At 74.0% G+C, this 21992-nt stretch carries 21 protein-coding genes and 1 pseudogene; 9 read left to right on the top strand and 13 right to left on the bottom strand.

What is annotated here, in order from left to right:
* Nucleotides 1–17: 17 nt before the first annotated feature.
* Together HD601_RS35945 and HD601_RS35940 are read left to right on the top strand one after the other, a co-directional pair.
* Nucleotides 18–1061: pseudogene (locus HD601_RS35945) on the top strand (glycerophosphodiester phosphodiesterase); the annotation flags it as partial.
* The gene (locus HD601_RS35940) at nucleotides 1038–2051 is read left to right on the top strand and encodes a glycerophosphodiester phosphodiesterase family protein (RefSeq protein WP_343076519.1); all 1014 of its coding nucleotides are present in this window, start codon (nucleotides 1038–1040) and stop codon (nucleotides 2049–2051) included. The pseudogene HD601_RS35945 and the gene HD601_RS35940, both read left to right, overlap by 24 nt.
* 70 nt (nucleotides 2052–2121) lie before the next feature.
* On the opposite strand, the gene HD601_RS22665 is transcribed toward HD601_RS35940, so the two are convergent.
* Nucleotides 2122–2721: a LysE family transporter gene (locus tag HD601_RS22665; protein WP_184825701.1), complete on the bottom strand. Its 600-nt coding sequence runs from the start codon at nucleotides 2719–2721 to the stop codon at nucleotides 2122–2124.
* A gap of 69 nt (nucleotides 2722–2790) precedes the next feature.
* On the opposite strand from HD601_RS22665, the gene HD601_RS22660 reads away from it, so the two are divergent.
* Complete coding sequence (locus tag HD601_RS22660; RefSeq protein ID WP_221441214.1) at nucleotides 2791–3726, top strand: LysR family transcriptional regulator ArgP; 936 nt, start codon at nucleotides 2791–2793, stop codon at nucleotides 3724–3726.
* Here the strand turns inward: HD601_RS22660 and HD601_RS22655 are convergent.
* The 5 genes from HD601_RS22655 to HD601_RS22635 all read right to left on the bottom strand — a co-directional run bounded on the left by HD601_RS22655 (nucleotide 3720) and on the right by HD601_RS22635 (nucleotide 7880).
* Nucleotides 3720–5363 carry a thiamine pyrophosphate-binding protein gene (locus HD601_RS22655; protein WP_184825699.1) on the bottom strand — a complete coding sequence of 548 codons (1644 nt, stop codon included), beginning with the start codon at nucleotides 5361–5363 and terminating at the stop codon, nucleotides 3720–3722. The genes HD601_RS22660 and HD601_RS22655 overlap by 7 nt on opposite strands.
* Nucleotides 5363–6136, bottom strand: coding sequence for a cyclase family protein (locus HD601_RS22650; protein ID WP_184825697.1), 774 nt, complete (start codon nucleotides 6134–6136; stop codon nucleotides 5363–5365). Before HD601_RS22650 ends, HD601_RS22655 begins: the two co-directional genes overlap by 1 nt.
* Before the next feature lie 172 nt (nucleotides 6137–6308).
* The gene (locus HD601_RS22645) at nucleotides 6309–6713 is read right to left on the bottom strand and encodes a VOC family protein (protein ID WP_184825694.1); all 405 of its coding nucleotides are present in this window, start codon (nucleotides 6711–6713) and stop codon (nucleotides 6309–6311) included.
* Nucleotides 6710–7315: a dihydrofolate reductase family protein gene (locus HD601_RS22640; protein WP_184825692.1), complete on the bottom strand. Its 606-nt coding sequence runs from the start codon at nucleotides 7313–7315 to the stop codon at nucleotides 6710–6712. The genes HD601_RS22645 and HD601_RS22640 overlap by 4 nt, the downstream gene beginning before the upstream one ends.
* 10 nt (nucleotides 7316–7325) lie before the next feature.
* Complete coding sequence (locus HD601_RS22635) at nucleotides 7326–7880, bottom strand: dihydrofolate reductase family protein (RefSeq protein ID WP_184825690.1); 555 nt, start codon at nucleotides 7878–7880, stop codon at nucleotides 7326–7328.
* A 200-nt stretch (nucleotides 7881–8080) separates the two neighbouring features.
* On the opposite strand from HD601_RS22635, the gene HD601_RS22630 reads away from it, so the two are divergent.
* Nucleotides 8081–9292 carry an MFS transporter gene (locus HD601_RS22630; protein ID WP_184825688.1) on the top strand — a complete coding sequence of 404 codons (1212 nt, stop codon included), beginning with the start codon at nucleotides 8081–8083 and terminating at the stop codon, nucleotides 9290–9292.
* Between the two features lie 53 nt (nucleotides 9293–9345).
* A complete protein-coding gene (locus HD601_RS22625; protein ID WP_184825686.1) occupies nucleotides 9346–9981 on the top strand; it encodes an alpha-ketoglutarate-dependent dioxygenase AlkB in 636 nt (211 codons plus the stop codon).
* A gap of 10 nt (nucleotides 9982–9991) precedes the next feature.
* Here HD601_RS22625 and HD601_RS22620 read toward each other — a convergent pair whose 3' ends face one another.
* Together HD601_RS22620 and HD601_RS22615 are read right to left on the bottom strand one after the other, a co-directional pair.
* Entirely contained in the window at nucleotides 9992–10585 is a 594-nt protein-coding gene (locus HD601_RS22620; protein ID WP_184825684.1) for a DUF3558 family protein, read from the bottom strand.
* 104 nt (nucleotides 10586–10689) lie between these two features.
* Nucleotides 10690–11655: a helix-turn-helix domain-containing protein gene (locus tag HD601_RS22615; RefSeq protein WP_221441213.1), complete on the bottom strand. Its 966-nt coding sequence runs from the start codon at nucleotides 11653–11655 to the stop codon at nucleotides 10690–10692.
* Nucleotides 11656–11785: 130 nt separating this feature from the next.
* On the opposite strand from HD601_RS22615, the gene HD601_RS22610 reads away from it, so the two are divergent.
* The gene (locus tag HD601_RS22610) at nucleotides 11786–16120 is read left to right on the top strand and encodes a S8 family serine peptidase (protein ID WP_184825680.1); all 4335 of its coding nucleotides are present in this window, start codon (nucleotides 11786–11788) and stop codon (nucleotides 16118–16120) included.
* Nucleotides 16121–16178: 58 nt separating this feature from the next.
* Here HD601_RS22610 and HD601_RS22605 read toward each other — a convergent pair whose 3' ends face one another.
* Nucleotides 16179–16439 carry a hypothetical protein gene (locus HD601_RS22605; protein ID WP_184825678.1) on the bottom strand — a complete coding sequence of 87 codons (261 nt, stop codon included), beginning with the start codon at nucleotides 16437–16439 and terminating at the stop codon, nucleotides 16179–16181.
* Between the two features lie 123 nt (nucleotides 16440–16562).
* On the opposite strand from HD601_RS22605, the gene HD601_RS22600 reads away from it, so the two are divergent.
* Genes HD601_RS22600 through HD601_RS22590 form a run of 3 tightly spaced genes read left to right on the top strand, consistent with a single transcriptional unit; the run spans nucleotide 16563 to nucleotide 19265 of the window.
* Nucleotides 16563–17492, top strand: a complete 930-nt coding sequence (locus tag HD601_RS22600) for an ABC transporter ATP-binding protein (protein ID WP_184825677.1) — start codon at nucleotides 16563–16565, stop codon at nucleotides 17490–17492.
* A 4-nt stretch (nucleotides 17493–17496) separates the two neighbouring features.
* Nucleotides 17497–18333, top strand: a complete 837-nt coding sequence (locus HD601_RS22595; RefSeq protein ID WP_184825675.1) for an ABC transporter permease — start codon at nucleotides 17497–17499, stop codon at nucleotides 18331–18333.
* Between the two features lie 44 nt (nucleotides 18334–18377).
* The gene (locus HD601_RS22590) at nucleotides 18378–19265 is read left to right on the top strand and encodes an aminoglycoside phosphotransferase family protein (RefSeq protein WP_184825672.1); all 888 of its coding nucleotides are present in this window, start codon (nucleotides 18378–18380) and stop codon (nucleotides 19263–19265) included.
* Between the two features lie 9 nt (nucleotides 19266–19274).
* On the opposite strand, the gene HD601_RS22585 is transcribed toward HD601_RS22590, so the two are convergent.
* From HD601_RS22585 to HD601_RS22570, 4 genes are read right to left on the bottom strand one after another with little or no spacing between them, the layout of a single operon-like run.
* Nucleotides 19275–19853, bottom strand: a complete 579-nt coding sequence (locus tag HD601_RS22585; protein ID WP_184825670.1) for a GNAT family N-acetyltransferase — start codon at nucleotides 19851–19853, stop codon at nucleotides 19275–19277.
* Nucleotides 19850–20458 (bottom strand): histidine phosphatase family protein, encoded by a 609-nt coding sequence (locus tag HD601_RS22580; protein ID WP_184825668.1) that lies wholly within the window; start codon nucleotides 20456–20458, stop codon nucleotides 19850–19852. The genes HD601_RS22585 and HD601_RS22580 overlap by 4 nt, the downstream gene beginning before the upstream one ends.
* The gene (locus tag HD601_RS22575) at nucleotides 20455–21387 is read right to left on the bottom strand and encodes an alpha/beta hydrolase fold domain-containing protein (RefSeq protein ID WP_184830128.1); all 933 of its coding nucleotides are present in this window, start codon (nucleotides 21385–21387) and stop codon (nucleotides 20455–20457) included. The genes HD601_RS22580 and HD601_RS22575 overlap by 4 nt, the downstream gene beginning before the upstream one ends.
* Entirely contained in the window at nucleotides 21377–21991 is a 615-nt protein-coding gene (locus HD601_RS22570; protein ID WP_184825666.1) for a GNAT family N-acetyltransferase, read from the bottom strand. Before HD601_RS22570 ends, HD601_RS22575 begins: the two co-directional genes overlap by 11 nt.
* Nucleotide 21992 lies beyond the last annotated feature (1 nt).

Genomic DNA, 21992 nt, shown 5'->3' with positions numbered 1-21992 from the left:
GTGGACACGATCGCGCCATGTCGAAGCCAATCTTGCGTACCGCCCTCGCGGCCGCCGTGCTGGGCGCCGGGCTGCTCGCCGTCCCCGCACAGGCGGCGCCGCCCGGGGAGTTCGATCTGCAGGCGCATCGCGGCGGGCTGGGGCTGCGGCCCGAGAGCACGCTCGCCTCGTTCGGCAACGCCCTGCAGCTGGGCGTGTCGACGCTGGAGCTGGACATCCAGATCACCAAGGACGGGTACGCCGTCGTCACCCACGACCGGCGCATCAACCCGGCCAAGTGCGCCGACACCGCGCCGGTCACGCCGGGCGACCCGCAGTTCCCGTACGCCCAGGGCAGGTACATCAAGGACCTCACGCTCGCCCAGGTGCAGACGCTCGACTGCGGCGCCCGCCAGCTGGCCGGCTACCCGGAGCAGCAGGTCGTGCCGGGCGCCGGCATGCCGCTGCTGAGCGAGGTCTTCGACCTGGTGAAGGCCTACGACGCCGACGACGTCATGCTCAACATCGAGACCAAGGTCGAGGCCGGCGCGCCGCACGAGACCGCGCCGCGCGAGCAGTTCGTCCAGGTCGTCGCCCGCGAGATCCGTGACGCGACGATGGAGAAGCAGGTCACCATCCAGTCCTTCGACTGGGGCGCGCTCATGCGCATGGGTGAGGTGGCGCCCCGGCTGCGGCTGGTGGCCCTGACCAACTACGACTTCCTGCAGGTCGACCGGCCGGGCGCCTCGCCGTGGCTGGGCGGCATCGACATCGACGACTTCGACGACGACCCGATCGCGGCGATCGAGTCCTTCGGTGCCGACGCGTTCTCGCCGGTGCACGGCTTCCCGCAGGGCGGCTCCGTCGATGACCCGGGCTACGTCCCGTACGTCACCCGCGACATGGTGCGCCGCGCCCACCGGGCCGGCATCGAGGTGGTCCCGTGGACCATCGACGACCCCGCGACCATGAACAAGCTCATCGACGACGGCGTCGACGGCATCATCACCGACTACCCGGACCGGCTGCGCACCGTCCTGGCCGAGCGCGGGTTACGGCTGCCGGAGCCGATCGCGTCGCCGCTGGACGTCCAGGCGCACCGCGGCGGTCGCTGGGACCGGCCCGAGAACACGCTGCCGGCGTTCGCGCACGCGCTGGAGAACGAGGCGATCTCGACGCTCGAGCTGGACACCGGCGTGACGGCGGACGGCGTGCTGGTGGTGTCGCACGACCGGGCGATCAACGGCTCGCACTGCATCGACACCGCCCCGGCAACCCCCGGCGACCCCGAGTTCCCGTACGTCGGCGACCTGGTCCGCGACCTCACCCTCGCCCAGATCAAGACCATCGACTGCGGCACGAAGCTGCTGCCGGAGCTGCCCGAGCAGGTGGCGGCGCCGGGTGCGCGCATCCCGACCCTCGACGAGGTGTTCGAGCTGGTCGAGCAGAGCGGCCGCGACGATATTCGGTTCAACATCGAGACGAAGATCAGCCCGCTGGTGAACGACACCGCGCCGTACCAGGAGTTCACCCGGAAGCTGGTGTCGGCGATTCAGGCTGCCGGGCTCGAGGACCGGGCGACCATCCAGTCGTTCGACTGGCGCACCATCCGCTACGCCCGCCGGCTCGACCGCGACATCGAGACCGTCGCCCTCGTCTGGCAGTACGGCCCGGCCGAGTGCGCGTCGCTCGCCGACGAGTGCTCCCTGCAGGCGGTGTACGGCGACCGCTCGGTGACGAGCCCCTGGACCGGTGGCCTCGACTGGTGGCGGGTGCGCGACCTCGGCCGGCTGACCCGCCAGGCGGGCGCCTCGACGGTGTCGGCCAACTGGCAGGTCCACGACCCGGCGCAGGGGACCGTCGTGTCGTCGGACTGGTACCTGCGCGAGGACCCGTCCTACTTCCACGGCCCGACGATCGAGGAGCTGCACCGGCAGAACGTGAAGGTGGTCCCGTACACCATCAACGACGCGTCGATCATGCAGCGCCTCATCGACCTCGGCGTCGACGGCATCATCACCGACGACCCGAACCTGCTGATCGAGGTGGCCACCCTCAACGGCCTCCGCTGAGGGTCTCGTTCGCCCGATGAGGGGTGGTTTGGTGGCGTCATGGCGCCACCAAACCACCCCTCATCCCGAGTCAGCCGAGCAGGAGGCCGGCGCCGATCGCGACCATGACCAGCGCGATCAATCCGTCCAATACCTGCCAGGCGCGCGGCCGCTCGAACACCGAGCTCAGACCGCGGGCGCCGAAGCCGAGCGCGGTGAACCAGCCGACCGACGCCGCCATGGCGCCCAGTCCGTAGAGCCAGCGGCCGTCGTCGCCGTGCTGGTTGGCCAAGGCGCCCAGCAGCACGACGGTGTCGAGGTAGACGTGCGGGTTGAGGAACGTGAACCCCAGGCAGGCGAGGACCGCCGCGCGCGCCGTCGTCGCCGATCGGCCCGCCGACGACAGCGACGACGGCCGCAGCGCCCGCCGGGCCGCCAGCGCGCCGTAGCCGATGACGAACGCCGCGCCGCCGTAGCGGGCCACGTCGAGCGCCCACGGGTGCGCCGTCAACGCGGCGCCTAGCCCGGCGATCCCGGCGCCGATGAGCAGCGCGTCCGCCGTCGCGCAGACGAGCACCACCGGCAGCACGTGGCGTCGCGCGATGCCCTGGCGCAGGACGAACGCGTTCTGCGCGCCGATGGCGACGATCAGCGACAGGGAGGTGACGAACCCGATGGCGGCACTGGACACATCTCGACGCTACGGACGCGGCGACCCGAAGGCCAGCTCAAGTTTCTTCACCTTCATTAGCATGGCTTCATGATGCGGATCGACCTGGCGCAGCTGAGCGCGTTCGCCGCCGTCGTCGAGGAGGGCAGCTTCGAGGCCGCCGCCCGCCGGCTGCACGTGACGCCGTCGGCCGTGAGCCAGCGGATCAAGACGCTCGAGTCGCGCATGGGCCAGATCCTGGTCACCCGCACGCGACCGGCGGGGGCGACGCCGGCCGGGCAGGTGCTGGCACGCTACGCGGGCCAGGTGCGGCTGCTCGAGAGCGAGGCGCTGGCCGGGCTCGCCTCGGCCGGAGCGGGTTCCGCCGACGGCGTCGACGTGCGACTGGCGGTCGCCGTCAACGCGGACTCGCTGTCGACGTGGTTCCTGCCGGCCCTCTCCGGCCTGGCCTCAGAGCGGGACGCGCGGTTCGAGATCCACCAGGAGGACCAGGACCACTCGGCGACGCTGCTGCGCGAGGGCGCCGTCGTGGCCGCCGTCACCGCCGACCCGCGCGCCGTCCAGGGCTGCGCCGTCCGCCCGCTCGGGCGCATGCGCTACCTCGGGGTCGCGACGCCCGCCTTCGCCGCGCGGTGGTTCCCCGACGGCCCGACGGCGACGGCGCTCGCTTCCGCCACGACGCTGCAGTTCAACCGCAAGGACCTGCTGCAGACACGGTTCGCCCGCGAGGTCGCCGGCCGCCGTGTCGACCCGCCGGTCACCGTCCTGCCCTCGTCCGTGGGCTTCGCCGACGCGACGGTGCTCGGGCTGGCCTGGGCGATGCTGCCGGAGTCGATGGCGCGCGCGCCCCTGGCCGACGGCCGGCTGGTCGAGTTCGCGCCGGGCCGCCATCTCGACGTGCCGCTCTACTGGCAACGGTGGAAGCTCGAGTCGCCGCTGCTCGCCGAGCTGACCGACGCCGTGGTCGCCGCCGCGGGCGCTCCGGGTCAGCTGCGGGGTGCCCTCCGCCCAACGGCGGGTCAGTGACCGCGGAAGGCCTCCTCCAGCCACCACGAGCCCTGCGGCGCGGCGACCTTGGCGTCGATGAGCAGCGGCCGGCCGCGAGGCCCGTCGAGCCATTCGCGCACGGCGACGAGGTCGCCGATCGACCGGACGGTGACGCCGTCGAAACCGTACCCGGCGCCCACCGCGGCGATGTCGGTCGGCGGGAACGTCACCGTCTCGAGCGGCGCGGACGAGCCGAAGTGGTGCACCTCGGCGCCGTAGGCGTCGTCGTTGTAGACCACGACGACCATCGGCAGCCCCAGGCGCCGAACGGTGTCGAGCTCCGCGGCCGCCATCAGCGCCCCGCCGTCGCCCAGCGCGGCGACCGGGAGCCGGTCCGGCCGGGCCAGCGCCGCGCCGATCGCCGTCGCCAGCCCGAGCCCGATCGACTGGAACGCCTGCGTGAAGCAGAAGCCGAACTCGTCGGGCACGGAGAGGTACATGCTCGGGTAGCCCATGAAGTTGCCGGAGTCGACGGCGACGACGCGCTCGGCGGGCAGCAGGTCGTCCAGGGCGATCGTCAGCGACCGCGGGTCCACGCGACCGTCGCCGCCCCAGTCGTCGTGCGGCACGTCGCGCCAGCGCAGCTCCCGCGCGATCCGCTCGCGCACCTCCTCGCCGCGGTATCCGGGGCCCGACGGCGTCAGCTCACCCAGCGCCGTGGTCACCGCGGCCGCCACCGCCGCGCTGTCGCCGACCACGCCGAGGTCGACGGGGCGGTTGCGGCCGACGGCGTCCGGGTCGAGGTCGACCTGCGCGACCCGTGCCGAAGGCCCGATCAGCCGGCCGTGCCGCATGGTCCACATGTTCAGTACGCAGCCGAACCCGACGATCACGTCGGCCGACGAGATCAGCGACGCGGCCAGCGGCGACGCGAACCCGCCGGACACGTCCAGCGACCACGGGCTGCCGTGGAACAGGCCCTTCGCGACGGCGGAGGTCGCGACCAGCGCGCCGCAGGCGTCGGCCAGGGCGAGCAGCTCGGCGCGGGCGTGCCGGGCGCCGCGGCCGGCGATCAGCACCGGCCGTTCGGCCCCGGCCAGCAGAGCGGCCAGCTCACCCACGTCCGGCACCGGCACCGGCGGCGGAACCGGAGCCGCCGCGGGCCCGACCGGCCGCAGGCTGACGCCGTCGTCGATGAGAAGTCCCTGGACGTCGAGGGGCAGGTTGACGACGACGGTGCGCCGCTCGTCCCGCGCCAGCGCGTACGCCCGCGCCACGTCATCGAGGGCCGTCGAGGCCGACGACACCCGCACCGACGACGCCCCCACCGCGGACGCCAGCCCCGGCTGGTCGACGAAGAAGTTCGAGCCGGGCACGGTCGCCTCGGCCGCGAGCACCAGCAGCGGCGTCCGGCTCTTGGCCGCCTCGGTGATGCCGGTCAGCGCGTTGGTGAGCCCGCAGCCCTGGTGCAAGGTCACCGCCGCGACCTCGCCTGACATCCGCGCGTACGCGTCGGCCATGGTCACAGCACCCCCTTCGTGCCGGGCCGCGACGAACCGTGCGCCGCCGCTGACCAGCGCGTTCGTCACGTGGAAGTTGCCGCTGCCCACGACGCCGAACGCCTGCCGCACGCCGAGCTCCGCCAGCGCCCGCCCGGCCGCCTCGCCAACGAGCATCAGCGCTCGACCAGTGCCAGCACCCGTGCCGGGCTGCCCGAGCCGCCCACGATCGGCAGCGGCGCCGCGACGACCACCGCGCCCACCGGCGGCAACGACGCCAGGTTCTGCAGCTGCGTCAGGCCGTACTTCCCGGCGCCGAGCAGGAACGAGTGGCACGGGAACGCCGGGTCGAACGAGTGCGCGGCGCCCGCGTCGGTGCCGACGGTCTCGACGCCGATGCCCAGGATCGGCGCCTCGTCGGCCAGCCAGCGCGCGCACTCGATGCTGACGCCGGGCGTGTGCGGGCCGGTCTCGTTGGCGTTGAGGAACGCCTCCTGGTCGTCCGACCGCGCGTCCCAACCCGTGCGCAGCATGAGCCAGCCGCCGTCGGGCAGCGGGCCGTGCTCGGACTCCCACGCCTTGACGTCGTCGATCTCGAGCAGGAAGTCGGGGTCGGCCGCCGCCTGCTCCGTCACATCGACGACGGCGGCAGGCGCGACCAGGCGGGGGAGCGGTACCTGCGCGACGTCGCCGCCGTCCTGCCCGGTGACCCAGTGCACGGGCGCGTCGAAGTGGGTGCCGGTGTGCTCGCCGGTCGTGATGTTGTTCCAGTACCAGGCCGGGCCGCGGTCGTCGTAGCGGCTGATCTCCTGCAGCTGGAACGGGACCGTCTGGCCGAACGGCTCGGGGAGCTTCAGGATCGGCGTCTGCGAGCTCAGCGGCGCGGTGAGGTCGACGACCTCGATGCGGCCGCCGGCGACGGCGTCGAGCAGGTCGGCGAGAACGGTCATGTCGGCTCCTCTGCGGCGGTCCACGGGTCGGATCATCCTGGCCGGACCGGGCGCACCCCGTCCAGCGTCGATCGAGCCGTGGACGTCGCTGCCCGTTCGTCCCGCGTTCGCCTTCGTCGCGCCGGAGGCGGCGGATAACCTGCGGTCGACGGCTCCTGCGCGCAAGGGCTGGCTACGCCGCCGGTCGTGACGTCCACAACCCGAGGCTGATGCCCTGCGGGTCCCGGACGTTGGCGAACCAGTGGTCGTCGCCGCCGAGCAGGGTGCGGCCGCGCTCGCTGACCGCCCCGAGCGCCACCGCCCGCGCCACCGTCGCCTCGAGGTCGTCGACACGCACATACAGCCGCACGCCGGCGGCCGGGGCCGGCTGCCCCGGGAGCGCGGCCTGCAACCCGCCGATGCCGCGGCCGACGCCGTCGCCGTCGCCCCGCCTGATGAGCCAGTAGTCGCGGCCGAGCTCGGACCCCGGGCCGTCGAAGGCGCGCTCGAACGTCCAGCCGAAGAGCGCGCCGTAGAACGCCCGGGCACCGGCGGGGTCGGGCGTCTCGATCTCCCACCAGACGACGTCATGGGTCATGAGCGGGCCACGGGGAACACGAGATGGGTGACGCGGTCGCCCTGAACGCAGACCGTGGGGTTGCCGAGCATGACGTCGCCGGCCGAGAGCGTGCCGAAGAAGGGACGGTTGCCTTCGCCCATCACGACCGGGACGAGGTCGACGGCCACCTCGTCGAGCAGCCCCAGCTCCAGGCACTGCCGGGCGATGGTGCCACCGGTGACCGCGACGACGCGGTCGCCGGCGAGTGTCTGTGCATGAGCGACGGCGGCCGCCACCCCGTCGGTCACGAAGGTGAACGGCGCCTCGGGGTGTGCGTCGACCCAGTCGGCGGGGACCTGGTGCGTCACGACGACGATGGGGACGTCCATCGAATGGCGACCCTGCCAGCCCCCGGTCGCGTCGAACAGCGTCCGGCCGCAGACCAGTGCGCCGACCGAGGACACCCACTGCTGCCAGTGGTCCGAGCTGGCCGGAGTCAGATGGACGGCGAAGTCGCCGGCCGGAGTCGGGAGCTCGACCTCGCCGTTCTGCAGCCAGTCGAACAACCGGCCGATGGAGTTGTCCTGCTTGGCGACATATCCGTCGAGGGACATGATCGCCTGCGCCACCACCTTGCCCACGGTGCCTCCCTCAGGCCTGCTGCGGCCGGTAGATCTGCACCACGACGCCGCTGGGGAACGGCACGGCCTCGACGAGGTCCAGGTGCCGCGAGTCCGGCAGTTGGTCGAACAGCGCCCGTCCCCGGCCCAGCACCAGCGGCTGGACGAGGAGACGGTACTCGTCGATCAGGTCCGCCGCGGCCAGAGCGCCGGCGAGCCCTCCGCCGCCCCACACGATGACGTCCGGGCCGGGCGCGGCCTTGATGGCGGCGATCTCGGTCGCGAGGTCCCCACGTGCGACCCGCGTGACCGGCCAGTCCGCCTCGGCGTCGCTGAGGGTCCTGGAGAACACGACCTTGGGGATGTCGTTCATCGGTGCCGCGTACGGGTCGTCCGAGTGCGGCCAGAGCGACGACATCTGCTGGTACGTGACGCGACCCATGAGGTGGGCGCCGGCCTTGCTGATGCGGTCGATCTTCCACTGCTTGAGCTCGGCGCCCTCGGGGATCGCGACCCCGGGGTGCTCGCGGTCGCTGTCGACGAACCCGTCCAGTGACATCGACATGTACAGAATGACGTCTCGCATGACTTGTCTCTCCTCGATCTCGTTCGGCCCGGTCGACGGGCGCCGGCGACTCGCACGGCGTCCCAGCGAATCATCGGGTGGCTTCATCTCTGCTTCATGCTTCTCCCTACCGACCGCCCGCGGGCCCGGAACTCATCGCCGCCGCGCGGGTCCTCGCGGGGGCAGCGGCGGGTGCTGGGCTCCGGACCTACGATGGGCGGATGCGTCTGGGTGGCCGGTTCTGGCGGTTCTGGGCGGCGGCGACGTTGGCGAATCTCGGTGACGGCATTCGCGTGGCCGCGTTTCCGCTGCTGGCGGCGTCGCTGACCGACGACGCGTTCGCGGTGGCGGCGGTCGGCGCGGCGACGGCGCTGCCGTGGCTGCTGACGGGGCTGGCCGCCGGGTCGCTGGCGGACCGCCGTGGCGCGCGGACGCTGCTCGCCGGGGCCGATGCCGGCCGCATCGTCGTGTTGCTCGGACTGGTGGCGGCGCTGCTGACGGACACCGCGACGCTGCCGCTGGTCGCCGCCGCCGCGTTCGCGCTGGGTGTCGCCGAGACCGTCCGCGACACCGCCGCGCAGACCGTCGTGCCGCGGCTGGTGCCGTCGAGGCTGCTGGAGCGGGCCAACGGGCGGCTGGTCGCGGGCGAGGTGGCCGGCAACGAGTTCGTCGGGCCGCTGATCGGCGCGGGGCTGTTCTCGGCCGGCGTGGCGCTGCCGTTCGCGGCCAACAGCGCGACGCTGGCGATCGCCGTCCTGCTGGTGCTGTCGTTGCCCGCGTCGCTGCTGGCCGCGACCGCCCGGGGCGGCGAGGCCGGCGCGCCCGTGGTGGCCGACGGGGTGCGCGCCGGGCTCGGCTGGCTGGCGCGGCAACGGGTGCTTCGCGGGCTGCTGGGCGCGGTCGCGATGGTGATGCTCGCCGACGCCGCCTGGTTCGCGGTGTTCGTGCTCTACCTGGACGCGCGGCTCGACGCCGGCGCGCTCGGCTTCGGCGTGTTCCTCGCGATCGGCGGGGTCGGCGGCCTGACCGGCGCACTGCTCGCCGACCGCCTCATCGGCCGGCAGCGGCACCGGGCCGTGCTGCTGGGCAGCATCGCCGTCATCGCCGTGACACCGGCGCTTCTGCTCGCCGCTCCGACGACGTGGGCGGCGGTCGTCGTCGTGGTGGCGACCAGCGGCGGCTTCACGGTGCTGAACGTCGCGGCCGTCTCGGTGCGGCAGCGGCTGACGCCGCCGGGGCTGCTGGGACGGGTCACCGCGGCCTGGCGGACGGTGGTGTTCGGCGCCGGCGCGGTGGGCGCGCTCGGGGGCGGCGCGGTCGCCTCCTGGCAGGGTCTGCAGGCGCCGTTCGTGCTCAGTGCCGTCCTCGGCGTCGTCGCGGTCGCGCTCTGGTGGCTGTCGACCCGCCGCGGCTCCGGCCCGCTGATCGCGTAGCTCCGCGCACGCGACGGGTAGAACATTCGTTCGAACACGGCTAGTGTGGAGGCATGACCGTAGCGTTCCAAGCCTCCCTGCTCGACGGCGTCAGCGGTGGCGCCACGCTGGGCGCGCTCGGCGACACCGTCGAGCGCACCGCCCTCACCCTCGGCGCGTGGGTCGACGTCCGGCGCGGCTGGGTCGACGGGTCCGACCAGCTCTTCACAGGCCTCGTCGAGTCGGTGCCGTGGCGGGCCGAGCGGCGCGCCATGTACGACCGCGTCGTCGACGTGCCGCGGCTGGTCCGCTTCTACGGCGACGGCGAGCCGCTGCCCGATTCGTTGCTGACCGAGGCGCGCCAGGAGCTGAGCCGGCACTACGCGCACGAGCTGGGCGAGCCGTTCACCACGGCCGGCATGTGCTTCTACCGCGACGGCCGCGACAGCGTCGCCTGGCACGGCGACACCATCGGGCGCAGCAGCACCGAGGACACCATGGTCGCCATCGTCTCGCTCGGGGCGCCGCGCTCGCTGCTGCTGCGTCAGCGCGGCGGCGGCAGCGCGACCCTCCGCTTCGCCGTCGGCCACGGCGACCTCCTGGTCATGGGCGGGTCGTGCCAGCGCACCTGGGAGCACGCCGTCCCCAAGACCGCGAAGCCGGTCGGGCCGCGCATCAGCGTCCAGTTCCGCCCCACGGGCGTGCGCTAGGCGCTGCGGCTCAGGGCAGCGCGGGCTCGACCAGTGCGGCCAGCGCGGTCGCGTGCTCGCACGCCAGGTCCTGATCGCCGCCGACGGCGGTCGCGTCGACCCTCGAGGTCGCACTGACGCCGATGCCGATCCCGCAGCCGCCGGTGATGTCGATGAACCGCCGCGACTCGTGGGCGCCCATCGGCGCCGGCGCGTCGACGCTCTCCGCCACGATGTCGTCCAGGCCGTACGTGCCGAAGAACTCGACCGACACGGTGAAGCTCTCGGTGAGCGTCGGCCCCTCGAACCGGTAGCGGCAGACCCTCGCCTGGCCCAGCGTCTCCGGCTCGCCGCCGGTCAGTCCGAGCGACGCGAGCCCGGCAGCGTCCACCAGGGCGCACGGGTCCAGCGCGGCCAGCGCGGGATCGCCCTCGAACCCCGGCTCGGGGGTCGCGGTCTCCGGCGGCTCCGGCGGCTCCGTGGTCTCCGGGGCTTCGGGTGGCGTGGGCGCCGTGCTCACGTCCGCCGCCGGCTCGTCCTGCGGGCCGCCGTCCCCGCCGCACCCACTCAGCAGGACGAGGGCGGCGACGAGGACGACTGCGGTTCTGGATCCAGTTCTGCGCACGGCGCCACATCCTGGCACGCGGCGCCGACCGGCGCGGGCGGCTCGCCGTCCCGCACACCGTCCTGCGCCCGCAGCGCGCCCCCGCCCGTGGGTGGGTCGCGGGGTCAGAGCCAGCCGCGGCGGGCGGCCTGGATGCCGGCCTGGAACCGGTTCGTCGCCTCCAGCTCGTCGAAGAGGCGGCGGGTCCGGCGGCGCATGGTGCGGGTCGACAGCCCGAGCTGGCGGGCGATCGCGTTGTCGGTCAGCCCGGCGGCCAGCAGTTGCACGAGCTGCCGGTCGTCGTCCGGGACGTCCGCCACGGCCGCCGGCCCGAGCGGCGTCGCCCGCGCCCAGTAGGTCTCGAACAGCTCCACCAGCGCGTCGAGCAGCGTCGACTCGCGGACGATCAGCCCCTGTGCGTGATCGACGTCCATCGACAGCGTGAGCAGCGCGATCCGGCGGTCGGCGATCGCCAGCTTCATCGGCAGCCCGGCCAGCACGCGGGCCTGCTCGCCGCGGCTCGTGAGGTCGTTGACCTCGTCCATGGCGCCGGGGATCTCGAGCGCCTCGGGTGCGTAGACGGCCCGCCAGCGCACGCCGCTGCCGAGGCGGACGGGCTCGACGGGGTTGACGGCGGCCAGGACGTACGGCGGCCGGTCGAAGACCATCATCTCCGAGCGCACCTGGTGCTGCAGCCGCACGAACCAGCGGCCCTGCTCCTCGGGGCCGTCGAGCAGCTCGACGGTGCTGCCGCCGCCCTCCTGCCGCCGCACGGCGTGGAAGATCGACGACAGCGCGACGGCGGAGCTGCGCACGTGGTCCAGCTCGCCGGCGCGTTCCCGCACCAGCGCGTCGAGGGCGGCCTCGGGGTCGACGGCGGTGTAGCGGCGGCGCCGTCCGGACATCCGCGTGACCAGGCCGAGCGCCCGCAGCCGGGCGAAGGCGCGGTCGACCCGGCCTTCGGGCTGCCCCAGCTGCTCCGCCAGTGCCGCCGGCGTGGCGTCGGCGCAGGTCAGGAGCGCGCGGTAGACCTCCTCGTCGAACGGGCCGAGGCCCACGGGCGCGAGCGAGAAGTCCTCATCTGCCGTCATGGCACCAATGTGGCCGGATTGTGCCACCGGCCGCAACCGGCCAGGCGCAACCATTGATAGCGGAGGAGGCCAGCCAGTACGAATGGGCAATCCCCGCGGCTCCCCCCGGCCGCGGTCCTACCCCGGGAGCATGATGATTGCTCGACGACTCCGCGCCGGATCCGGCGCAGCACTCGCCGTCGCCCTCGCCGCAGCGGGCCTGACCCCCCTCGTCGCCGGCACGGCACCCCAGGCAGGCGCGGCCCCCGAGGCCGGCCAGGACGCCCGCGTCATCGTGCTCATGGCGGGTCCCGACGGCGATCCCGTCGCGCCCGCCGAGCTCGCGACCGCGAACGCCCGGACCGAGCGGGCCGCCGTCGCCGCCCAGCGCACCATGCTGGCGGCCGCCGCCGGCCAGGGCATCGACGCCCAGGTCGAGCACGAGTTCACCGACCTCGTGCACGCCGTCGCCCTCACCGTCGACGCCGAGGACGTCGACGCGCTGCGGGAGCTGCCCGGCGTCGCCGACGTACTCCCGGACCAGCGGATCCGCACCGCCACGGACGTCAGCGTGCCGCACATCGGCGCGCCGGAGGTGTGGGAACGGCAGGCGCCCGGCGGCGGCGCGGCCGACGGCACCGGCACGATCGTCGCGGTCGTCGACACCGGCATCGACTACACGAACCCCTCGCTGGGCGGCGGCTTCGGCGAGGGCCACAAGGTCGTCGCCGGCCACGACTTCGTCAACGGCGACGCCGACCCGATGGACGACAACGGCCACGGCACCCACGTCGCCGGCATCGTCGCGGGCACGGGCGCCGGCACCCCCGAGACCACCGGCGTCGCGCCCGGCGCGCTGCTCACCGCCTACAAGGTGCTCGACGGCTGGGGCGCGGGCTACGAGTCCGACATCATCGCCGGGCTGCAGGCGGCCGTCGACCCCGCGAACCCGTACCGCGCCGACGTCGTCAACCTGAGCCTCGGCGGCCCCGGCGACGGCACCGACCCCATCGGGCTGGCCGCCACGGCCGCCACCGAGGCGGGCGTCGTCGTGGTCGCGGCCGCGGGCAACTCCGGACCCGGCGAGCAGACCATGGGCAGCCCGGCACTGGCCGACGGCGTCCTCTCGGTCGGCGCGTCCGCGAGCGGCCTGGTGCTGCCGTCGGCCCGGCTGACGGCGCCGCGCGACGAGCCCATCGACACCTTCCGTGCGCCGTTCTCCGCGCCCGCGCCGACCACGCCGGTCGTGGGCGAGCTCGTCGACGTCGGCGACGGCTACGAGGAGGACTACGACCGCGTCGGCGACGTCACGGGCAAGGTGGTCGCCTACCGGCAGAACCTGCCGCGCAACCTCGCCGACGTCGCGCCGTTCCTCGTCGAGCAGGCGCGGCTGGCCGAGGAACGCGGCGCGCTCGCGCTCATCGCCTACACCGGCGGCGGTGGCGGCCCGGTCCTCGCGGCCGACGGCGTCGCACCCGGCGCCGACACGCCGCAGCAGGAGCCCGGCGTCGTTGACGTCCCGCTCTCCGGCGTCCTGGAGGAGCCGGGCGAAAGCTTCCGGCTGGACCGCCTCGTCGTCATGGGCCTGTTCGAGATGCAGTGGGAGCAGCTCAGCCGCGACCTCGCCGCCGGCCCGGTGCACATCGAGATCTCCGGCCAGGACGTCACCGACCAGATGGCCTCGTTCAGCTCCCGCGGCCCGGCGCCGGACTTCGACCTCGAGCCCGACATCGTCGCGCCCGGCATCGAGATCCGCTCGACCTGGCCGCTGGAGTTCTGGGCGCCCGGCGTCTACCGCATCTCCGGCACCAGCATGGCCGCGCCGCACGTGGCCGGCGCGGCGGCGCTGCTGCGCCAGCTCCGGCCGGACGAGTCCGTCGCGGACGTCAACGGGCGGCTCACCGGCTCGGCCGTGGCGGTCGAGGGCACCGGCCCGACGACCTCCGGCGCCGGTCGCGTCGACATCCCGGCGGCCGTCGACAGCCCGCTGATCGCCGCCCCGACGTCGGTCTCGCTCGGCCTGGCGGACCTGTCCGGCGCGACGGTCGGCGGCAGCGGTACGACGACGCTGCGCAACCCCGGTGACGCCGAGGTCGCCGTCACCCTCGCCGTCGAGCAGGCGCCGACCACCATCGGCACCGCCACCGTGACGCCCACCCATGGCACGATCCCCGCCGGCGGCGAGCTCGAGGTGACGGTCACCGTCGCCGCGGACACCCCGGACGGCGATGCCGACCTGACCGGCTGGGTCGTCGCGACGACGTCGGGCGACGGCGGCAGCCCCGCCACCGTCCGGGTCCCGTACCTGCTGGCCGCCCGGCACCTGGTCGTCCAGACGTCGCCCGACCCCAGCGACGGCACCTCGGAGGCCTTCATCTGGAGCCCGGCGCCGCTGGCCGAGCCGCCGACCGTGACGGTGACCCCGCCGCGCGGCCGCCCGGTCACCGTCCAGGCCGAGCACGACTACGACAGCTGGTACCGCGCGGAGCTCACCGGGTCGCGGGCCGGAGCGTACGCCGTCGGCGTCACCGCTGGCACGACGCTCGGCGCGATCATCACCGGAAGTGCGTCCTTCGAGGTCACCGCCCCTTCGGGCAACTCGGGCAACCCGGCCGCGTGGCAGCCGATCGGCCCCAATACGTCGTCCGGCCCGATCACCGTGAGCGGCGCCGACCCCGACACGGCCGCCGTCACGCAGTACGGCAAGCCGGGTCCGTGGACCACGGACGACGGCGGTGAGACGTGGCGGCAGCACAACCGGCTGCCCGTCGCGGCCGGCAGCGGCAACGACAACCTCGTCATCGCCGCCGACGACCCCGACACCATGTGGTACGCCGTCAACGCCGCCACCGGCCTCAGCTTCGGCGTCCGCCTCGACAACACCTACGAGGGCCGGATCCTGCGCAGCGAGGACGGCGGCGCGACCTGGCAGCAGCTCGACGTGCCCGACGCGCACACGATCGCGCTGCTCAGCGATCCGCAGACGCAGGTGCTGGTCGCCGTCCGGCCGGACGCGATCCTCGTCAGCCACGACGGCGGCGACGGCTGGGCGAGCTACCCGAACCCGGCCGGCAGTGACCTGACCGGCGCGGCCGTCAGCGGCGACGACCTGTACCTGGCCGGCTTCGACGCCGTCTGGGCGGTCCGCGGCATCCTGGCCGGCGAGCCGACCGGCAGCGACACCGTCTACAAGACCGAGGACGGCTTCGTCGAGGGCCTGGCCGCCACGGCCGACGGCGAGACCGTGGCCGCGTTGGTCGACGACGTCGTCATCGGCAGCCACGACGGCGGCGCCACCTGGGCCGAGCTGTACCCCGTCCCCGACGGCGGCGCCCTCGACCTCGTCGTCAGCGACGACCTGATGATGGTGACGACCTACCGCGACGTCCAGCACGTCAGCCGCGACGGCGGCACGACGTGGGAGCAGCTGCCCGAGCCGATCAACGGCGCCGTCGAGGACGACGTCCAGCCGTGGGCCGGCGGGCTGCTGTGGTCGTCGCCGGGCGCCGGGCTGTTCCTGACCGGCGACGACGGCGACGACCCGCGGCGCATCGGCGTCCAGGGCAGCACCGTCCACGACCTCGAGATCGCCGACGACACCGACGGCACGCCGCGGCTGCTCGCCGGCACCGACACCGACATCTACGCCACCGACCTGCCGACGCGGCCGAAGCTGCCGGCCGGCGGTGCGGAGTGGGGACTGTCGGGCTACGAGGCCTACGTCGGCACCCGCATCGGCCAGCTCGCCGTCGACCCGCAGGACCCGCAGACGGTGTGGAAGATCCGCAAGGACGCGCTGTCGCAGTTCTGGGTCTACCGCAGCACCGACGGCGGCCACGAGTGGGACCTGCGCGGACGCACCAACGAGGTGCCGCTGGACCTGGTGGTGGGGACGGCCGACTCCGACACCGTGGCGGTCTCGTTCTGGAGCCTCGGCGGGACGGGCCTGTACGTCACCCGCAACGGCGGCACGGTCTGGCGCAAGTACTTCCACGACCAGCTGTTCTGGTCCGTCGCCACCGATCCCGCGCACCCGGAGCGGCTCTGGCTGGCCGCCGACGACGGCCTCTACCGCAGCGACGACTTCGGCGTCACCGCGGAGAAGGTCGTGGACGGCCGGTACACGTCGGTGTCCGTCGACGGCGACCGCGTGGTCGCCGCCGGCCCGGCGATCCGCGTCAGCGACGACGGCGGCACGACCTGGCACGACGCGGACACTGGCGGGCTGCCGATGCTGGTCGGCGACCTGGCCGTCTCGCCGACGGACCCGGACACCTGGTACGCCGCGACCGGCTCGTTCAGCGCGAACGGGCTGATCAAGGGCGGCCGGGGCGTGCTGCGCAGCACCGACGGCGGGCGCACCTGGGCGAACGTGTCCGGCGGCCTGCAGAACCTGTCGGTGGTGTCACTGGAGATCAGCCCGGACGGCCGGTGGCTCTACGCCGGCACCCAGCTCGGCGGTGTGCACCGGGTGCGCACCAGATAGGTGCCCCCGGGTCCCCAGGCACGCCGCCGGGACCGGTGACGAGTGGGACGACGTGTCCTCAGCCGTCGTCCCACTCGTCACGCAACTCCTTGCGCAACACGTCGACCTGCACCATCAGCGCGCCGAGCAGCTCTTCGCGGTTCAGCCGGTTGGTGGTGCGGTACGACCACGCCGGCCGCCCGTCGGCGTCGAAGACCTTGATCAGCACGAACGCCTCGATGGCCGTCTCGCCCTGGGCGAGCGGGTGCACCTCGAGGCCGCTGAGCACCTGAGCGACCGGCACGCGCTCGTCGCCGGTCGAATCGGGGTCGCTGTCCATGGGCAGTATCCAAGCACTCCCTGACACCGCGCTCAGGGGCGACCCCGAGATGTCCCTGAGCTACCCCTGAAAGCACCCTTGAACTGCTGTTTTACCGTTCCCGGCGGTCGTAGCGTAGCCGCCATGATCACAGCGGAACGGCTGACGAAACGCTACGGAGACAAGACCGCGGTCGACGCGATCGACTTCACGGTCCGGCCGGGCGCGGTCACCGGCTTCCTCGGCCCGAACGGCGCCGGCAAGTCGACGACCATGCGCATGGTGATGGGCCTCGACCACCCGTCCGGCGGCCGGGTCACCGTCAACGGCAAGGCCTACCGCGACCTGCCCGCGCCGCTGCACGAGGTCGGAGCGCTGCTCGAGGCCAAGGCGATTCACGGTGGCCGCTCGGCGTACCACCACCTGCTGTGGCTGGCGAAGACCAACGGCATCCCTCGCCGTCGCGTCGACGAGGTCATCGGCCTGGTCGGGCTGGAGGCCGTCGCGCACAAGCGGTCCGGCGGGTTCTCGCTCGGCATGGGCCAGCGGCTCGGCATCGCCGCCGCGCTGCTCGGCGACCCCGGTGTGCTGCTCTTCGACGAGCCGGTCAACGGCCTCGACCCCGAGGGCATCCGCTGGATCCGCAACCTCATCCGTGCGCTGGCCGCCGAGGGCCGGACGGTGTTCGTGTCCAGCCACCTCATGTCCGAGATGGCGCTCACCGCCGACCACCTGCTGGTCATCGGGCGCGGGCAGATCCTCGCCGACACCGGCATGGCCGACTTCATCGCCCGCAACTCCGCCGCCCACGTGCGGGTGCGCTCGCCCCAGGGCGGGGCGCTGGCCGAGGCGCTGCGCGAGCACGGCTGGACGGTCCGCCGCGACGACGACGGCGCGCTGCTCGTCGAGGGGGCCTCGTCGGACCAGATCGGCGACGTCGCCGGCACCCGCGGCCTGTTCCTGCACGAGCTGAGCGTGGTCAACGCCTCGCTCGAGGAGGCGTTCATGCGTCTCACCGCCGACAGCGTCGAGTACCACGCCCGCACCGACCAGCCCGTTCTCGCCGGAGTGTGACCAGATGACCACAGCGACCCTCGAGCCGGCCGCCGCGAGCGCGCGGCCGGCGGCCTCCACCGGCGCGGCCCGGCTCACGTTCGGGCGCATCCTCGACGCCGAGTGGACCAAGATCCGCACCGTCCGCTCCACCGTCTGGACCCTCGCCTCCCTGTTCGTCCTCAGCGTCGGCCTGACGGCGCTGGTCTGCCTCGCGGCGGCCGGCGACCTCGCCAGCGGCGCCGCCGGCGACGAGCCGGTGGGCGCGTTCGCCACCTGGGGCCTGATGTTCGGCCAGATCGCCGCGCTCGTGCTCGGCATCCTGGTGGCCACGTCGGAGTACTCCAGCGGCATGATCCGCACGACGCTCGCGGCCGCGCCACGCCGGTGGTCCGTGCTCGCCGCCAAGACGACGGTGCTCACCGGGCTGCTGCTGGTGCTCGGCACCATCACGTCCGCCGCGGCGTTCCTGGCCGGCAACTTCTTCCTCGACCGCGAGGGCATCGGGTTCTCGGTCACCGACCCCGATGTGCTCCGGACCATGATCGGCGGCGGCCTGTACCTCGCCGTGCTGGGCGTGTTCGGCCTGGCGCTCGGCCTGCTCATGCGGCACACGGCCGGCGCGGTCACCGTCGGCATCGCCCTGATCTTCATCGTCGGCAACCTCGTCGGGCTCATCCCCGGCGCCACCGGCGAGTGGCTGACGAAGCTGATGCCGGGCAACGCCGGCTCGACCATCGCCACCGTCGAGTCCTTCAACCCGGACCTGCTCGGGCCGTGGACGGGCCTGGGGGTGTTCGTCGGCGAGGCGGCGCTGCTCCTGCTGGTCGCGGGGTGGCTGTTCCAGAAGCGCGACGCCTGAAACCTGGGTGCGCGACGGCGGTCGCGTCGGCTTCAATGGCCGGCGTGACCGCCTTCCGCATGCCCATGCTGCTCGCCCGCGCCGCCGACCGCGGCCTCGAGCCCGGCCTGACGGCGTGGGCGGCGTCGACGCTGCCGTCCCTGGTGCCGGCACTGGCCGAGCGGTGGGAGCTGAGGGTGGCCGAGCCGTACGAGCCGGGCGGGCAGGCGTCGTGGGTGGCTCCGGCGACGACGGCGGCAGGTGACGCCGTCGTGCTCAAGGTCGGCTGGCGCCACCCCGAGGCCGAGCACGAGGCCGACGGGCTGCGCTTCTGGGACGGCGACGGCGTCGTCCGCCTGCACGACGAGTTCGTCAGCGACGACACCCGGGCGTTGCTGCTCGAGCGGTGCACGCCCGGCACCTGGCTGAAGGACTCGATGCCGCCGCCGGAGCAGGACGTCGTGCTCGCGGGCATGCTGCGGCGACTCTGGCGCCGTCCGCCCGAGGGTCACCCGTTCCCGTCGCTCACCTCGATGTGCGACCACTGGGCGCGCGAGTTCGAGGCGCGGGCCGACGCCGTCGCCGACGAGCGAGGATGGGACCGCGGCCTGCTGCGCGAGGGCGTCGCGCTGTACCGCGAACTGCCGCGCACCAGCGACGACGACGTGCTGCTCTGCACGGATCTGCACCCCGAGAACGTGCTCGCCGCCCGGCGCGAGCCGTGGCTCGTCGTCGACCCGAAGCCGCACGTCGGCGACCGCACCTACGACGCGACCCAGCACATGTTCAACATGGAGCGGCTGCAGACCGACCCCGGGGCACTGTCGGACCGCATGGCCGGGCTGCTCGACCTCGACCCGAAGCGGCTGCGGCTCTGGCTGTTCGCCCGGTGCGTGCAGGAGGCGCCGGAGTGGGACGGCATGTACGAGGTGGCGCTGAAGCTGGCGCCGTAGTTCGGGCCGTCAGAAGTCGATGCGCATGACCTTGCGGCGCGGGGTCGGGTGGCCGACTTCCTCGAAGCCGGCGGCCGCGAACATGGCGACGGTGCCGACGTGCAGCTCCTCGAGGATCACCTTCGTCGTGGTGATCGGGTAGCCCTCGATCGCGCGGGCGCCGTTGTCCCGGGCGACGGGGGCGGCCGCCGCCGCGAGCGCCGTCGCGATGCCGCGCTTGCGGAAGCCGGCGCGGGTGACGAAGCAGGTCACCGCCCATACGCCCGAGTCGGCCGGGTCCTCGTCGCGGTCCTTCCAGGGGACGGTGAAGACGCGTCGGAGCCCTTCGTAGTCCGCGCGTGGCTGGACGTTGCACCAGCCGGCCGGCTCGCCGTCGAGGTAGGCGACCAGGCCGGATGGCTGGTCGTACTGGTCGCGCAGCCGTTCGGCGCGGTCCTCGGCGGGGAACGAGCCGAACGACTCGCGCGGCGCCAGCTTGTAGCGCTGGCACCAGCAGCGTTGTGGCGTTCCGCGGGTGCCGAACACCGCCTGCAGGTCCTCCCAGCTCGCCTCGTTCGCGGGAACGACGGTGATGGCCGGTGTGGTCATACCCGCAGCTCCGGTGGGAAGCCGGTCCACCGCAGCTCGCCGGGCAGGTGCCGGGTGTCGTTGTGCACCAGGACCGACGGCGCGCGCTCCGGCGCGTAGCGGATGACGGTGAGCGCGGCGTTGCCCTGGTTGACCGTCAGCCAGCGCCACGGCGGCGCGTCGAGGGCGTGCCGCAGCAGCCAGCCGACGGTGAACGCGTGCGTGACGACCAGCTCGTGCCGGTCGGCGTCACCATCGGCCGGGCCGGTGAACCGCTCGACCGCCTGCGTGGCCAGCTGGGCGCCCTGGTCGTCGGCGTCGTCGTCGAGCTGGTCGACGAACCGCCGATAGTGGGCGGGCGCCTCGTCGGGGCCGGGGCGGTACGGGACGTAGTCGCCCGCCGCCGGGTCCTGTTGCGGCTCGACCCCGAGGGCGGCGGCGACGATGCGGGCCGTCTCGGCAGCGCGGGGGAGCGGCCCGTGGTGGACCGAGGCGATGGGTGCGGTGGCGTCGCGGAGCCGCTCGCCGAGCAGGCGGGCCTGTTCGCGCCCGTTCGTCGTCAGGCCGATCTCGTCGGACGTGGCCTCGGCGTGCCGGGCGAGGTACAGGTAGCGGGTGGCGGTCATGGGTGCGGCTCCAGCAGGGTGGCGACGGCGTCGAGGACGGCCGGCCAGGCGGCCGACTCGGGGTCGATGAGCCCGAAGTGCTCCACACCGGGCATCTCCCGCAGCGTGGCTCGCGGTCCGGCCGCGGCGGCGTAGCGGCGGCTGAGATCGGGCGGGACCTGCCGGTCGTCTCTGCCGTGCAGCAGGACGACCGGGATGGCGGGCGGGACGAGTCGCATCGGGTCGGCGACGGCGTATCGCTCGGGCTGCGTCGTGGGATCGCCGTCGAGGAGCTCCAGCGCCGCGCCGTCGTCGAGCTCCAGCTCGGCCGCCGCGGTGAGGTCGAGGACCCCGGCGAGCGAGACGACCCCGGCGGGCGGGACGACCCCGGCGGGCGGGACGCCCCCGCCCGGCCGGGCTCGGCCGCCGGCCGGGGTCGCCCACCGAGAACCCGGCGGGAGCCGGTGCTGCGACGCCGCCCAGACCGCGAGATGCGCTCCGGCCGAGTGCCCCACGTGCACGATCCGGCTCACGTCGACCTCGACGGGTCCGCCCGCCGTCGCCGCCGCGACGAGGCCCGGGACCGTGTCGAGCGCTTGCGCGACGTCGTCGAATGTCTCCGACCAGCCGCCGCCCGCCCCGATCCGGCGGTACTCGATCGCGGCGACGGCGTATCCCGCGGCCGCGAGCCCGGCGCACTGCGGCCGCGTATGGGTGCGGTCGTACTCCGCTCGCCAGAATCCGCCGTGCACCACGACGACCAGCGGCGCATTGCCCGACGTGCCCGAGTAGCCCTCGCCCCCATCGGGGTTGCCCGAGTTGCCCGCGAGCAACTCGGGCACGTCGGGCAACCAGACGTCGGCGACCTGGTCGGGCAGGTCCCCGTAGGCGACCGTGAGCCGCGGCGGGGGAGCGGCGCGGGTCAGCACCTCGCGCGGATCACGCACCAGGTGCCCCGGCCAGGTCGTGGCGCATCACCCAGCGCGGCCGCCGGGCGCTGGTCGCGTCGGTGCCGGCGACCCGCCGGAAGCCGGCCCGCTCGAACATCCCGGTCGTGCCCACGTACGCCAGCGCCGTGCTGAGCCGCGCGCCGCCCGTCTCGACCGGGTAGCCCTCCAGCGCCGGCGCGCCGTGCGCCCCGGCGAACTCGACCGCCCCGTGCAGCAGCTCCTCCGCGAGCCCCTGCCGGCGGTAGCCCGTCCGCACCACGAAGCAGACGACGGACCAGACGGGGAGGTCGTCGACCGCGTGGATGGTCGTCGAGCGCACCAGCCGCTCCATCGCCGTCCGCGGGCCCACGTTGCACCAGCCCGCGGGCTCGTCGTCGACGTAGGCGAGCAGGCCGGGCGGCGGCTCGGCGGCGACCAGCTCCCGCAGCCGGTCCTCGCGGTCGGGGCCGGCCATGCGGCCGAACTCGCCCGACGGCAGCCGCCAGGCCAGGCACCAGCAGGCGTCCGCCCCCTCGCCGCGCGGGGAGAGCAGGGCGCGAAGATCGTCCCAGCGATCGGGCGTGGCGGGGTGGACCCGCACCACCGGGGCGACGTCGGCAGCCATA

Source organism: Jiangella mangrovi, from assembly GCF_014204975.1.
Lineage (GTDB): Bacteria > Actinomycetota > Actinomycetes > Jiangellales > Jiangellaceae > Jiangella > Jiangella mangrovi.
Note: the sequence above shows the minus strand (reverse complement) of the source record. Positions and strands in the feature narration are given on the sequence as shown.

Bases quoted from the DNA above. Each gene is read 5' to 3' on its own strand.
- HD601_RS22660 (WP_221441214.1), top strand. From the start codon at position 2,791: ATGATGCGGATCGACCTGGCGCAGCTGAGCGCGTTCGCCGCCGTCGTC.
- HD601_RS22655 (WP_184825699.1), bottom strand. From the start codon at position 5,363: ATGCTCGTTGGCGAGGCGGCCGGGCGGGCGCTGGCGGAGCTCGGCGTG.
- HD601_RS22650 (WP_184825697.1), bottom strand. From the start codon at position 6,136: ATGACCGTTCTCGCCGACCTGCTCGACGCCGTCGCCGGCGGCCGCATC.
- HD601_RS22645 (WP_184825694.1), bottom strand. From the start codon at position 6,713: ATGACCCATGACGTCGTCTGGTGGGAGATCGAGACGCCCGACCCCGCC.
- HD601_RS22635 (WP_184825690.1), bottom strand. From the start codon at position 7,880: ATGCGAGACGTCATTCTGTACATGTCGATGTCACTGGACGGGTTCGTC.
- HD601_RS22630 (WP_184825688.1), top strand. From the start codon at position 8,081: ATGCGTCTGGGTGGCCGGTTCTGGCGGTTCTGGGCGGCGGCGACGTTG.
- HD601_RS22625 (WP_184825686.1), top strand. From the start codon at position 9,346: ATGACCGTAGCGTTCCAAGCCTCCCTGCTCGACGGCGTCAGCGGTGGC.
- HD601_RS22615 (WP_221441213.1), bottom strand. From the start codon at position 11,655: ATGACGGCAGATGAGGACTTCTCGCTCGCGCCCGTGGGCCTCGGCCCG.
- HD601_RS22610 (WP_184825680.1), top strand. From the start codon at position 11,786: ATGATGATTGCTCGACGACTCCGCGCCGGATCCGGCGCAGCACTCGCC.
- HD601_RS22605 (WP_184825678.1), bottom strand. From the start codon at position 16,439: ATGGACAGCGACCCCGATTCGACCGGCGACGAGCGCGTGCCGGTCGCT.
- HD601_RS22600 (WP_184825677.1), top strand. From the start codon at position 16,563: ATGATCACAGCGGAACGGCTGACGAAACGCTACGGAGACAAGACCGCG.
- HD601_RS22595 (WP_184825675.1), top strand. From the start codon at position 17,497: ATGACCACAGCGACCCTCGAGCCGGCCGCCGCGAGCGCGCGGCCGGCG.
- HD601_RS22585 (WP_184825670.1), bottom strand. From the start codon at position 19,853: ATGACCACACCGGCCATCACCGTCGTTCCCGCGAACGAGGCGAGCTGG.
- HD601_RS22580 (WP_184825668.1), bottom strand. From the start codon at position 20,458: ATGACCGCCACCCGCTACCTGTACCTCGCCCGGCACGCCGAGGCCACG.
- HD601_RS22570 (WP_184825666.1), bottom strand. From the start codon at position 21,991: ATGGCTGCCGACGTCGCCCCGGTGGTGCGGGTCCACCCCGCCACGCCC.